Raw genomic sequence first — 13250 nt, 5'->3', positions numbered from 1 at the left:
GTATAGTACCTCCACATATCAGTTGCTTATACATCTATATCTAGAAGATGCATATAGATTGTATAGAAGTTGCGAATATAAAGTGTGTATATTGGTGTAGAAAATAATACTATATTAGAGTTGGTATATTTAATATGGAATTAATAGATGTAATATCCATCAATATAATAAGGCCAACCAATGCTATTTATTGTATATAGGAAAATCTTGTTATTAGGGTCAACAACGGAACTATTACCTCTCATTGTATTGGTGTAATATCGCCACATATCTGTTTTATACTTGATGAAGTTCCATGTTAGTACTTCTTTTACTCTACCATTTTGTATACGCTTTACAGATACAGATATCCAAGGACCATTTTGGGATTTGCCATAAGAAATTGTGTCATCCATAATATAAGTATCTAGGTTTTCGTATCGATCGTAGCTTACCCAAATATCGGTCGCATTTACAGGTATTTGCATAAAGCAAAATAAGAACAGAGCAAAGCAAGAAGAAATTAAAGCGATAGTTATTCGTTTCATTAGAAGACTCCTTTCGATTTATATATATAGAAATATATTTATTATTTATTCTAACATAGGTAGTAGCAGTTATGAATAGTATATTAATAAAAACCACGCATATCAGTGATAATACTGACATACGTGGTTTTCTCATATCTTAATCATCTATTACTTATTAGTTAGGGAAAATATATCCATCGATAGCATCGGCTTGTGTAATTTTGCTGTTTACGATGTAAGGCTGTTCTACACCGTGGAAGTTACGAGTGCCGATAGTTCCTTCCATTGTATACCAAGTATGCTCTAATAATGGCGTAGTAGAGGAGTACTCAGTAGGTAATCCGAATGGTGACATATCTGCTACACAACAAATCATTAGATCACGAGCTAATACAAAATCGTTACCTTGTAATGCTTTGTCATGATAAGAAATATAGCCTGTAGCAGATACGGTATATCCTTTATACTTTTCAATGTGATTAGATACTTTTAAAATAGTATCGTAATAATTTCTAGATGTTAATGTAATGTGTCGATGCGTATCATCGATACCATCACCAATGTTTTTATAATCGTTCGTTGGAACTGGTTCTTTGGTAATGGAAATAACTTGATCTACCGGTTCTTCTGCTGGTAATGCAAAGGCTTGGGCATGGAAGATGGATGGACTTAATAGTAAAGTACATAATCCGTATAGGATAGCATTTCGATAAGAAGAGCCATAGGATTTACGGAATATGTTTTTGCTCGCTTTAATCGTGCTCCATAATAGTAATAATGTCAAGGCCCATAGTAAAGCGATGATATAGGAATTAGGGGCAATTAAGCGATAGATGGAGCCTGTTGTTAATAAATATAACAAGGACAGGCTGCAGCTAGCAGAGGCTACGACTTCTACCGCTGCGTGGATGTTAATTGTAGGAATGTATTTCATAGTGCATAACCTCCTATGATCGAAAATAGTATACATATAATCGTTGTTCCCAGAATAATGGAAATACTATATACTTTCACAAAGGAATTAGGGAACAGATTTCGTAATAAGACGTAGTTTTTAATGTCTAATAAAGGTCCAAACAGTAAGAATGCCAAGATTCCTGGTAAAGGAATGACGTTCATAAAAGACCGGGCGATAATGGCATCTGCAGTAGAGCAGATGGATACGCAAAAGGCGAGTGCCATCATGCCGAAGATGACTAAAATGGAGCCAGATAAGGATATATCTTGCAACCATTGTTTAGGTAAAAATAATTGTAACCCACTACTTAGTATAGACCCAATTATGATAAAGGGCAATAGGCGTAAGGTTTCTTCTTGTAATCTTCCGAAAAATCCTATGTCTTTTGACAGTGATTTTACTAGAGTTAATTGTTTCCATGGAGGGAATGCATCAGTACGACCGTAGATACGAGAGCCACAATATTGGCTTACAATAAAAGCTAGCAAAATTCCTAGTACAGGTCGTCCCCAGAGTATCGTAGGTTCTTTTGGGAACGCATAATACGTGGAGAGTAGTACAATGGGATTTAGCAAAGGACTAATCATCGTAAAGAATAGGCTAACTTTCGGTTCCATACCTTGCCGTGTTAGGCTGCGTAAGATAGGGATTACCGCGCAATCACAGAGTGGCATAGTACAAGCCATGATAATAGCTAGTATATAGGCAAATATAGGAGACCGATGTAAATATTTTTCGATACGATAGGGAGAGGCATATTGTTCTACGATGACGGAAATACCAGTCCCTAAGAGCAAGAATGGTATCATCTGTAATAAGATGGCCGTGGTCATAGCTACCCAATTAGGCTGTTCATAAAACATATATCCCAAGGCTAACAGGATAGGAATGATTGTATATTGTTTCCATCCAGGTTTAGACATTTGTATGGGTTTAGTGATAGGCCATTGCTTAACATCTTGGCAGGCAATCCAAGTACTATTAGGAGCTAATTCAGTATACTCTTTAGCCTTTTCTTGCGTAGTGTTGCCCAGTATGACTGTATCGCTATAGCGAATTTGTGAAAGGGGAATTTCCCCTAAATACGGTAATTGTGACTCCACCCATTCAGGATGGGTTACATAATAGACATGTTTAATAGATAGCATATCTCCTAAGGGAGAGCGGAGAAAAAGTGTTTCAAAATGTTCTAGGGATCCCATTCCATTCCATTCGATCCAAAGTTCACGATACTGATGGTCTTGTAATATTTGTTGACAAGTGGAGATAGTGTTCTTGGGATCATCGTCGATGGAGAAAGTATGCACTCTTTCGTTGGAAAGAGCAGGACTTTGTAAGCCCTGCTCAAATTGAAAGAGAAGAACATTTGAAATTTTATGACTTTCGATACCAGCTGTGATGGCACTTGTCTTTCCTGAACCGAGAAAGCCCATCACTACATAGGTGGGAATAGTTTGCATAAGTTCTATATTGTTCCGTTAATAAAAGACTGTAACGCATCATTGTTCAAAGATGGACCAATGATGGTTAAATATGAATCATGTAACGTGGTAGGAGTAATCTCTAAACCAGTTCCATTGTATTGTACCAAAGCTTGTCCACCTGTAGAAAGAGGGATGCAACCTTTTAAGCGTAATATATGGCCGGTTGTATTCGTTTCAATGAGAGCTTTCAAATGATGTTGCCACTCATCGATGGTGCGGGGTAAGGTACACTCCACGGTACATGTCAAGAAAGCATCTTTGGCTTGTGCATGATGAGCGATGTGATCATGATGGGGAATCTCAGGATGATTCCGGGCTGTATGATGACCTTTATGGTTTTCAATGTTCTTGTTAGGAGATAAGGCAGACACGGCTTGTTCTCGTGGATACATTGAAATATATTTTGAAAGGGTAATCTCATTCCAAGGCAATATATATATAGGAGCTGCTGGGTTTAAGAGACGAATAATTTCTAAGGTGTTTTGTAGCAAATCTTCATCTTCTTGGTGGCTAATAAAGACTTGGCTAGAGTAAGCAATTTGATCTTTAAAGAAGACACCAAAGTTTTTATAATACATAGGCGCCCGCATAGCATCCACAATGGACACACAACCGGTGAGCTCAATGCGTTTTGCAATAGATGAATCTTTGCAAATAGCTAGAATATCAGATAGTTGACTGACTCCTGATGGTTCAATAATAATATAATCCACATCTTGGGTGTCTAAAATATCTACTAAAGCTCTACGAAAATCGCCGGCTAAGCTACAACAAATGCATCCAGATGTGAGCTCGCGAACAGTATAGCCTTTTTCCCGGAGGATAGCTCCATCTAAATTGACTTGACCAAAATCGTTTTCTAAGATTAAAACTCTTGTTGGATCTGGTAATTCTTGTATTAGTTGCTGAATAAAGGTTGTTTTCCCAGCACCTAAAAAACCAGAGACGATATAGACTTTTACTTTATGAGAGCTTAAGTTTTGTTTAGCTCTAGTAAAAGCACGACTGATTAGCTTCATCATACATTTCACCTCCAATGTGTATAATGCTATATATAATAAAATGAAAGTTCTTGCATGAATAGTATACTCTCTTTTAGTCAGCTATGCATGAATGATTGAGCATTTCAGTCTGTGTAACTCACAACTATTATCAAAATACAGGATAAATGATAAAAAATCGAAAAAAATAGAAAAAGAAGATTGATTTATTTCGATTTATCTGTTATAATGAAAACACGATGTGGGAACACATCAGTGTATTGTCAATTTATAAATAGTATATGAGGTATAAAAATATGAATCAAAAAGTAGCACAAGCTCTTAACGAACAAGTAATTTTCGAATTTAATGCAGCATCCACATATTTAGCTCTTTCCTTAGCTATGGCTGATGCTAACTTCAAAGGTTTCTCCGCATGGTTACGTGCACAATACCAAGAAGAAGTAACTCACGCTTTCAAATTCATTGATTACTTACAAAGCAACAACGAAAAAGTAACACTAGGTGATGTAAAAAACACAGCATCTACATTGACTAATCCTTTAGAAGTAGCAAAAGCTGTATTAGCTCATGAACAAATGATTACTGGCAAAATCCACAATTTGTATGCATTAGCATTAGAAGAAAAAGATTATGCTACAGTATCTTTCTTGAACTGGTTCGTAGAAGAACAAGTAGAAGAAGAAGCGAATGCAACTGACCTAGTAGATCAATTCACATTTGCACAAGATAGCCGTTCTGCACAATTATTCTTGGACTCCAAATTAGGTAGCCGTCAATAATTGCTACACTCGCTCTTACAGTGAAGTGAGAACTTCATATCAAACCTATGACACATAAAACACACACAAACATAACAAACACACATAATACAAAACCTAACACACAACACATATAACACATATAACTAAACAAAATAATGATATTTGTAAGAGTGATGTTGTTTGCTGGAATACACAATAGGTAGCCTTTCTAATAGAGGGGCTACTTATTTTTATTGTGCCATCGATGTGGGGCGTTATTCGTATATGAATAGGGTCCTACAATTTTTTTAAACAAAAAAAGTCAAAAAGTCAAAAAAGTATTTGACAAAGGTCAAAAAGTCAGATATACTTTAACCATAGAAAAGAACAAAAAGTCAAAAAAGTGGGTGTCTCATTCATCATAAGAAGGAACTTAATTCTTTAAAAAAGTCTAGTTGTGATGATGGTACATCATGAATTAAAGAAATGAGGATATACTATGAGTATTTTAGCAGATAAAATTGAACAATTTATATTGACGAAATTGTTAGAGGAGCAGGAAGGTATTACGCTTAGGAGAAACGAACTAGCGGAGGCTTTGGATTGTGCACCATCACAAATTAGTTATGTGTTGAGTACACGTTTTTCTAATGATCGAGGGTTCCTTGTTCAGTCTAGACGTGGACTAGGTGGATCTATCACAATTACTAGAGTTATGGAACCAGTGAGAAAACAAGTCTTGATTCCTTTAGAACAATCTCCACAACGTAATGAAGATGAACCTGCCATTACAATTGGTCGCATTGACCAAGTATTATTTCAACATATGAAAGAAGCGCGTATTACAAAACGTGAAGCAGCGATGTTGCATGAAGCATTTGTTAGAATTTTACAAGATGTACCAGTGGAACGTAGAAAAGAAGCAGCGGAGCGTTTTTATCAAGCCATTATGAACATCATAAATGAGGAGGTGTAGACTATGAAATGTGATTCTTGTGGTAAAGAAAATGCAAACATTCATATGACATCTATTGTGAATGGAGCAAAGGAGGAGCATCATTATTGCCAACAATGTGCGAATCAAAAAGAGCAGGGAGGTGGAACCAAGTTTTCCTCTATGTTTGATGATAGCTTTTTTAATAATCAATTTTTTGCCAATGTTATGTATCCTCAAAGTGCATTGGGGAATAGCAAACAGATTACTTGCCCACAATGTGGCATGACTATATCGGCGTTTAATCATCAAGGTCGATTAGGTTGTGATAGATGCTACGAAGCGTTTCGAGCGCACTTAGTTCCCTTAATTAAGCGTATTCAAGGATCTATTTCTTATGAAGGTCGCATTCCTCAACGAGGAGCGGCAGATTTGAAAGTAGAGCAAACTATTAAGCAATTACGAAATGAGCTAATTCAGGCGGTAAAGGAAGAGCAATTTGAAAGAGCTGCACAAATTCGTGATGAAATTAAGTCGTTAGAACAGTCTAAAGAATCAAATTAAGGAGGGTCTATGTTACACACTATTTTAGATGAGGCGTTGTCGCCTTGGATGAAAGAAACCGGCTTAGATCATCGCATTGTTTTATCTAGTCGCATTCGACTAGCAAGAAACTTTAAAGGAGTATCCTTTACAAATCGGGGAGATCTCAATGATTTAACTAAGGTGGATGGGTATATGCGGTCTATGGTTGCCCCTTTACAAACAGCCTATGGTAAAAGCTTTTCAAAAATTAACTTGGCATCATTAAGCTCTATGGAACGAGATGTGCTAGTAGAAAAACACTTAATTTCTCCTAATTTGGCGACCCAGAGTCAAGAACGAAGTGTCATCATTTCTGAAGATTCTCGTATTGCCATTATGGTGAATGAAGAAGATCATTTGCGGATTCAGTCCATGGAATTAGGATTACAATTAGAAAAAGCCTATGAACGAGCGGTAGCTATTGATGATGTGATAGAAAGTAAATACGATTATGCGTTTTCAAAAGACTTTGGATACTTAACTGCCTGTCCTACCAATGTAGGAACGGGGATGAGAGCATCTGTGATGGTTCATGTTCCAGCGTTATCAATGACGGGCAAATTACAGCGTATTATTCGTAGTATTATCCGCATGGGCTATTCTGTACGAGGTCTCTATGGTGAAGGATCTGAGGGATTAGGCCATGTATATCAAATCTCTAATCAGCAAACGATGGGAATCAGTGAACAGGCAACGATTGACCAACTTTCACAGATTGTACAAGGTGTTGTGAAAGAGGAAGAAAAAGCACGGTCTGAATTATGGACTACAGATAAAGAAGGCATAGAAGATAAGGTGTGGAGGTCCTATGGTATTTTGACCCATGCACGCCGTATTTCAGGAGAAGAAGCCTTGGCCTTATTGAGTGATGTGCAGTTAGGCATAGATATGAAATTAATAGATGTGACCATGAACTTTCACGAAATGCTAGTTATTACAAGACCAAATTTCCTGGCCAAATTAGTGGGGAAAGAGTCGATGGGCTCGCAGGAACGTGATAGTCAAAGGGCACAAGTAATACAAGATACCTTGTTACGAGGTTCAAAAGGAGGAAGAAAATGATAGAAAGATATACAGAAGGGGCAAAACGTGCGTTAGCAATTGCCCAAGAAAAAGCAGTTGAATATAAACATAATTATGTAGGAACAGAGCATTTGTTGTTAGGCCTTGTGGAAGAAGAAAAATCAGTGTCTGCACGTGCGTTGCTAGCCTTAGGAGTAGAAGGAAAGGCATTGGAACAAGAAGTGATTCGTGCAGTTGGTAAAGGTACGCATAGTGGAGGCCAATTACAAATGACACCGCGTACGAAACATGTATTGGATTTAGCGCAACAAGCCGCCAATAGTCGTGGACATAACTACATCGGTACAGAGCATATTTTATTAGGCCTATTGTACGATGGTGGTGGGGTAGCCATGCAATTATTGGCAGCAAAAGGAATTCGTCCAGAAGATGTAGTAGAAAAAGTAAATGCTATTGTAGGTGGAGAAGAACCAAGTTCTAATCCAACACAAGGTACAGCTAGTGATTTAGGCGAAATTTCTGACTATGCTATAGATCTTAATGAAAGTGCAAAACAAGGCAAAATTGATCCTGTCATTGGTCGTGATACAGAAATTCAACGGGTGATTCAGATTTTAAGCCGCCGCACGAAAAATAATCCAGTTCTTATCGGAGAACCTGGGGTAGGTAAAACAGCCATTGCAGAGGGGTTAGCACAACGCATTGTCAGTGGTGATGTGCCGGATGTATTACGAGATAAGCGCATTATTTCTGTCAGCTTGAGTTCCATGTTAGCAGGAGCTAAATATCGCGGAGAATTTGAAGAACGTTTGAAAAAAGTGATGGATGAAGTGCAGGATCATGATGACATGATTGTATTTATTGATGAAATTCACACTTTGATTGGAGCAGGTGCTACAGAAGGAGCTATGGATGCAGCGAATATCTTGAAGCCAGCCTTAGCACGTGGCAATTTCCAAGTGATTGGAGCTACTACATTAGATGAATATAAAAAGCATATTGAAAAAGATGCTGCTTTAGAACGCCGTTTCCAACCGGTACAAGTGGGAGAGCCGAGCGAAGAAGATGCGTTATCTATTTTGAAGGGCTTACGTGATCGCTACGAAGCATTTCATAAGGTACAAATTACAGATGAAGCCTTGGCAGCAGCTGTACATTTATCAAGTCGTTATATTGCAGATCGATTCTTGCCAGATAAAGCAATCGATGTCATGGATGAAGCAGCATCGAAAGTGCGTATGGCTGTGTTTACGGCAACTCCAGATGTGAAAGCCTTAGAAGATGAGTTAGTGCAAGTACAAAAAGAAAAAGAGGCAGCTGTGACAGCCCAAGACTTTGAACGAGCAGCTACACTTCGTGATAAAGAAAAAGAGTTAGAATCTGACATTGCATCAAAACAAGAAAATAGCAAAAAAGATAACGAATCCAAGTTAGTGGTTACAGAATCTGAAATTGCTGCAGTAGTGTCTGAGTGGAGTGGAATTCCTGTTTCACGTGTGGCAGAGGAAGAATCAGAACGATTGCTACGTTTAGAAGAAGAATTACATCAACGTGTCATCGGTCAAGATGAAGCTGTAGTAGCTGTATCAAAAGCTGTCCGCCGTGCTAGAGCGGGATTAAAAGATCCAAAACGTCCAATTGGTTCTTTCCTATTCTTAGGTCCTACTGGGGTTGGTAAAACAGAATTAGCTAGATCCTTAGCATCCAATTTATTTGGCGATGAAAATGCTATGATTCGTATCGACATGTCAGAGTATATGGAAAAACATGCGGTGAGCCGTTTAGTGGGAGCGCCTCCAGGCTATGTAGGATATGATGAAGGAGGTCAATTAACTGAGGCTGTTCGTCGTCGCCCATATAGTGTGGTTCTCTTTGATGAAGTGGAAAAAGCGCATCCAGACTTCTTTAATATCTTATTACAAGTCTTGGATGATGGACGATTAACGGATAACCAAGGTCGCACAGTCGATTTCAGAAATACCGTGATCATTATGACAAGTAACTTAGGAGCGCAATATCTCAAAGAAGATGCGGCAGCTATGGGATTCTTAGCAGCTAAAGGAGAAGAAGAAAGTGGAAAAGATAAAGAGTCCATGAAAAAAGATGTGTTCCAAGCTGTGAAATCTCATTTCCGCCCAGAGTTTTTAAATCGTATTGATGAAATGATTGTCTTCCATGCTCTAGAAACAGAACAATTGCAAAGTATTGTGCGTATTTTATTGCAATCTGTGACAACACGATTACATGAACAAGGTATGGAACTAGAAGTATCTGATGAAGCTATGAATAAAATCGTGGCAGAAGGAACTGACTTTGCTATGGGGGCAAGACCTTTGAAACGAGCTATCCAACGGTTAGTAGAAGATCCAATTTCTGATGCTATCTTAGAAGGTAAAGCAGGAGAAGGTAAAACAATTCATGTAGTAGTAGAAAATGATGATATTGCGATTACTGTAAAGTAAAATAATAAACGAGCTATACATAGTTGTTATGAAGACAACTGGGTATAGCTCTTTTATAATGACTTATATTTATTTTACAGAACTCTGTTTTTCTTATACACTATAGGATAGGTATGTTCTTAATTTAAGTATGAGGTATAGATATGAAAGAGATTATATTAGTTACATCTTTTGGCTCTACTGTAGACAGCGCAAGAGAAAATCAAATTTTCCCAGTCGTAGATGCCATTCGTAAAGCAAATCCGAGTCATGAAGTACGGTTGGCCTTTGCATCACGTATTGTCATTAAGCGTTTGAAAGATAGAAATATTATATTCCAAAATGAAATTGAGGCAATGGAATCGATTGTAGAAGAAGGCTATGAGCGCATCATTGTGCAGCCTACACATTTAGTAGGTGGTGCAGAGTTCGATAAGCTTCGTAAAAATATTATGGTGTTCAAAGGACAAGGCTCTGTACAAGAAATTGTATTTGGCAGACCGCTTTTGTATTTCATGGGACAAGAGGAGGAAGTACCAGACGATTACCAAATCTTGATTGATCGCTTTATTAAGGCTTTACAGGTTCCTGTAACAGAAGATTTACTCTTAGTAGGTCATGGTGGATTTAATGTAGGGAATGCATCCTATGCAGTGCTACAATTGAAATTACAACATGACGGTTTACGAAATACATCCATTGCTACATTGGAAAATTTCCCAACACCTGAAGATATTTTAGAACGATGGGAACGAGAAGGTCACGAACCTAAGAAAGTACATTTACATCCTCTATTATTAGTTTGTGGTGACCATGCATTGAATGATTTATTCGGAGAGGAAGAAGATAGTTTACTTTCTGAATTAACAAAAGCAGGATATGAAGTGGTACAATACGAAAAAGGTCTTGGTGAATATGCGGAAATTCAAGACATCTATGTAGAACATTTAGCAGATGCTATGCAAGGTTTATACCAAAGACGATTATAAAATTATAAATCATGTATATTGATGGTTGCGCGACTTAATAAGAGGAATACTTAGTGGTGTCATGTACATTCATAGCGAGTCATGATATACTAAAAAGGTTATAGTAGTTTGGAATGAGAGATCCTTACTAGTTCAATGTTAATATATAAAAGAGGTGTCCTGATGAAAGGTAAATTATATGGTATTGGTGTAGGTCCTGGGGACTCTGAGTTGATGACTGTAAAAGCTGCTCGCATTGTGGGAGAAGCTGATGTCATCATTACACCAAAAACAGAAAAGAAAGATGGCTCTGTAGCCTTACATATTGCAGAACCATATATTCAAGAACATACAGAAATCGTACCTGTTGTATTCCCAATGGTATTGGATGATAATGAACAATCTAAAGGCTGGGAAGAAGCACGTAGAATCATTACTGGATTACTAGAAGAAGGTAAAAAAGTTGTATTCTTAACATTGGGAGATCCAATGTTCTACAGTACATATATGTATGTATATCGTTTAGTAGAATCTGCTGGTTTTGATATTGAAACTATTCCAGGTGTTACTGCATTCTGTGCAATCGGATCCCACTTGGGGTATCCAATTGTAGAAAAAGAAGAAGTATTAGCGATTATTCCAGCTACAGCACCAAAAGAAAAAATTGATGCTGTACTTGCCGTAGCTGATGATGCAGTGATTATGAAAGTGTATCGAAACTTCTCTGAAGTGCAAGAAACACTTCGCAAACATGATATGGCTGAAGAAGCTGTGATGATTTCTCGTGTTGGATTACCAGAGGAAGAAGTCTATCGTAATGTAGATGCTTTGCCATCTGATACAAAATTAAACTATTTATCTACAATTTTGGCGAAACGTAAAGATCGCTAAGAGGTATTTTATGAACACTGTACAACGACCAAGAATTGTTATAGCAGGCACCAACTCTGGTGTTGGAAAAACAACCATTGTAGCAGGGCTATTGGCGGCTTTGACAGAGCAGGGCAAAGCGGTACAGGCATTTAAAGTAGGCCCGGATTATATTGATCCGGGCTTTCATAAAATTGCTAGTCAACGAGAATGCTATAATTTAGATACCTGGCTTGTGCCACCACATAAGTTGATTCCCTTTTTTGTGGGGCAAGCGGAGACTGCTGATATTTCTATTATAGAAGGTGTAATGGGTCTTTATGATGGGGGACGTGAAGGCGTTAGTTCCACGGCGCAAGTTGCCAAAGATTTAAAAGCTCCGGTGGTGTTAGTTATCGATTGTAAGGCTATGGGAGAAAGTGCGGCAGCCATTGCTAAAGGCTTTCGTGATTATGACCCAGAGGTACAATTTGGTGGTGTTATCTTAAACCGATTAGGATCGGATAATCATGAACATATGATACGGACGGCGATGAAGAAATTAGGGGTTCCTGTACTAGGTGCCATTCGTCGTGATGAGCGCATGCAATCACCAGAACGTCATTTAGGATTGACACCAGTGACAGAAGTTGATCCCACAGAGGCTATTGCTACTATTCGTGAAGCTGTGAAAGTCATGGTGAATTTAGATGCCTTAGTAGAGTTAGCTCAAAGTGCGGCGGACTTGTCTGTGGAAACTGAGGAGGTAGTAGAGGCTGTAGAAAAACGCGCGCGCATTGGCATCGCCTTGGATGAAGCATTCTCCTTCTACTATCCAGCTAGCCTAGCAGCGTTAGAAGCAGAAGGGGCGGAGTTGCATTATTTTAGTCCTTTACAAGATGAATCCTTGCCAGATGTAGATGGGATCTTTTTTGGTGGTGGTTTTCCAGAGATGTTTTTATCTCAATTAGGGAATAATGAATCTATGAAAGATAGTATACGTAAGGCCAGTGAAAAAGGTATGCCAATCTATGCGGAATGCGGCGGTCTCATGTATATGACAGAAGCAGTGACTGATTTCGAAGGAAATACGTATCCTATGGTGGGGATTGTACCAGCTACCTGTGAAATGCAGCAAAGCTTACAACGTGTAGGTTATGTAAGTGCTACTATGTTGGAGCCAAGTATTTTAGGGTCTGTGAAAGATACTTTACAGGGACATGAGTTTCATTTTTCTACTATGACACCTACACAAAGTCCATTTCCTTGGGCCTTTGAGTTAGTAGGAGGGCGTAAGCCTAAGGCCTATCAAGGGGGATACTCCTATAAAAATATTTTAGCCTCTTATTTGCATATAAATTTTTCAGGTAGTGAGGCAGCGGCTAGAGCTTTTGTAGATTCTTGTGAGACTTATGGACAAGGTAAATCTTGAGGGATACTATAAGAAATATAAATGCAAGAATAATTTGCGTTTTAAGTATAATAGAGGGGTAGAAAAAGATTGACAATTTTTCTGCTCCTGTGTATACTAATATCATTGACGAGCCGGAGTGGCGGAATGGCAGACGCACTTGACTCAAAATCAAGCGGGTAACACCGTGTGGGTTCAAGTCCCACCTCCGGCACCAAGGATTAGCAGATACTGTGTAAACAGTATCTGCTTTTTAATTTTTTATATATATTACAAGAAAGTTTTAGATATTTATATATCTTTATTGGACAGTATTTTTTAATGTAAATATAAACCGTAAGTAA

Annotated in this window: 12 protein-coding genes and 1 tRNA gene; 9 read left to right on the top strand and 4 right to left on the bottom strand. The window is 38.1% G+C overall.

The window, feature by feature from the left end; translation table 11 throughout:
• Positions 1–140: 140 nt before the first annotated feature.
• The 4 genes from EO119_RS07775 to EO119_RS07760 form a co-directional block, all read right to left on the bottom strand.
• Entirely contained in the window at positions 141–527 is a 387-nt protein-coding gene (locus tag EO119_RS07775; protein ID WP_126941346.1) for a hypothetical protein, read from the bottom strand.
• 157 nt (positions 528–684) lie between these two features.
• Positions 685–1443 (bottom strand): TIGR03943 family protein, encoded by a 759-nt coding sequence (locus tag EO119_RS07770; protein WP_062403371.1) that lies wholly within the window; start codon positions 1441–1443, stop codon positions 685–687.
• Complete coding sequence (locus EO119_RS07765) at positions 1440–2927, bottom strand: permease (protein WP_126941344.1); 1488 nt, start codon at positions 2925–2927, stop codon at positions 1440–1442. Before EO119_RS07765 ends, EO119_RS07770 begins: the two co-directional genes overlap by 4 nt.
• 5 nt (positions 2928–2932) lie before the next feature.
• Positions 2933–3973 carry a GTP-binding protein gene (locus EO119_RS07760; RefSeq protein WP_062403367.1) on the bottom strand — a complete coding sequence of 347 codons (1041 nt, stop codon included), beginning with the start codon at positions 3971–3973 and terminating at the stop codon, positions 2933–2935.
• Positions 3974–4248: 275 nt separating this feature from the next.
• Between EO119_RS07760 and EO119_RS07755 the strand changes: the two genes are divergently transcribed.
• From EO119_RS07755 to EO119_RS07715, 9 genes are all read left to right on the top strand, one after another.
• Positions 4249–4734: a ferritin gene (locus EO119_RS07755; protein ID WP_009372173.1), complete on the top strand. Its 486-nt coding sequence runs from the start codon at positions 4249–4251 to the stop codon at positions 4732–4734.
• 460 nt (positions 4735–5194) lie between these two features.
• Positions 5195–5671: a CtsR family transcriptional regulator gene (locus EO119_RS07750; RefSeq protein ID WP_062403366.1), complete on the top strand. Its 477-nt coding sequence runs from the start codon at positions 5195–5197 to the stop codon at positions 5669–5671.
• Positions 5672–5674: 3 nt separating this feature from the next.
• Positions 5675–6193 (top strand): UvrB/UvrC motif-containing protein, encoded by a 519-nt coding sequence (locus EO119_RS07745; protein WP_126941342.1) that lies wholly within the window; start codon positions 5675–5677, stop codon positions 6191–6193.
• 9 nt (positions 6194–6202) lie between these two features.
• Positions 6203–7276 carry a protein arginine kinase gene (locus EO119_RS07740; RefSeq protein ID WP_126941340.1) on the top strand — a complete coding sequence of 358 codons (1074 nt, stop codon included), beginning with the start codon at positions 6203–6205 and terminating at the stop codon, positions 7274–7276.
• Positions 7273–9699, top strand: a complete 2427-nt coding sequence (locus EO119_RS07735) for an ATP-dependent Clp protease ATP-binding subunit (protein WP_126941338.1) — start codon at positions 7273–7275, stop codon at positions 9697–9699. Before EO119_RS07740 ends, EO119_RS07735 begins: the two co-directional genes overlap by 4 nt.
• A gap of 143 nt (positions 9700–9842) precedes the next feature.
• Positions 9843–10667: a sirohydrochlorin cobaltochelatase gene (locus tag EO119_RS07730; protein ID WP_126941336.1), complete on the top strand. Its 825-nt coding sequence runs from the start codon at positions 9843–9845 to the stop codon at positions 10665–10667.
• A gap of 162 nt (positions 10668–10829) precedes the next feature.
• The gene (gene cobI, locus EO119_RS07725; protein WP_126941334.1) at positions 10830–11537 is read left to right on the top strand and encodes a precorrin-2 C(20)-methyltransferase; all 708 of its coding nucleotides are present in this window, start codon (positions 10830–10832) and stop codon (positions 11535–11537) included.
• Between the two features lie 10 nt (positions 11538–11547).
• Entirely contained in the window at positions 11548–12927 is a 1380-nt protein-coding gene (locus EO119_RS07720) for a cobyrinate a,c-diamide synthase (protein WP_126941333.1), read from the top strand.
• A 112-nt stretch (positions 12928–13039) separates the two neighbouring features.
• Positions 13040–13123: transfer RNA gene (locus tag EO119_RS07715), tRNA-Leu, on the top strand.
• Positions 13124–13250: the final 127 nt, after the last annotated feature.

It is taken from the genome of Veillonella sp. CNR 79/14 (genome assembly GCF_003992185.1).
Lineage (GTDB): Bacteria > Bacillota > Negativicutes > Veillonellales > Veillonellaceae > F0422.
This window is presented reverse-complemented; position numbering and strand designations above follow the sequence as displayed.

Bases quoted from the DNA above. Each gene is read 5' to 3' on its own strand.
- EO119_RS07745 (WP_126941342.1), top strand. From the start codon at position 5,675: ATGAAATGTGATTCTTGTGGTAAAGAAAATGCAAACATTCATATGACA.
- EO119_RS07775 (WP_126941346.1), bottom strand. From the start codon at position 527: ATGAAACGAATAACTATCGCTTTAATTTCTTCTTGCTTTGCTCTGTTC.
- EO119_RS07730 (WP_126941336.1), top strand. From the start codon at position 9,843: ATGAAAGAGATTATATTAGTTACATCTTTTGGCTCTACTGTAGACAGC.
- EO119_RS07740 (WP_126941340.1), top strand. From the start codon at position 6,203: ATGTTACACACTATTTTAGATGAGGCGTTGTCGCCTTGGATGAAAGAA.
- EO119_RS07770 (WP_062403371.1), bottom strand. From the start codon at position 1,443: ATGAAATACATTCCTACAATTAACATCCACGCAGCGGTAGAAGTCGTA.
- cobI (WP_126941334.1), top strand. From the start codon at position 10,830: ATGAAAGGTAAATTATATGGTATTGGTGTAGGTCCTGGGGACTCTGAG.
- EO119_RS07720 (WP_126941333.1), top strand. From the start codon at position 11,548: ATGAACACTGTACAACGACCAAGAATTGTTATAGCAGGCACCAACTCT.
- EO119_RS07765 (WP_126941344.1), bottom strand. From the start codon at position 2,927: ATGCAAACTATTCCCACCTATGTAGTGATGGGCTTTCTCGGTTCAGGA.
- EO119_RS07760 (WP_062403367.1), bottom strand. From the start codon at position 3,973: ATGATGAAGCTAATCAGTCGTGCTTTTACTAGAGCTAAACAAAACTTA.
- EO119_RS07735 (WP_126941338.1), top strand. From the start codon at position 7,273: ATGATAGAAAGATATACAGAAGGGGCAAAACGTGCGTTAGCAATTGCC.
- EO119_RS07750 (WP_062403366.1), top strand. From the start codon at position 5,195: ATGAGTATTTTAGCAGATAAAATTGAACAATTTATATTGACGAAATTG.
- EO119_RS07755 (WP_009372173.1), top strand. From the start codon at position 4,249: ATGAATCAAAAAGTAGCACAAGCTCTTAACGAACAAGTAATTTTCGAA.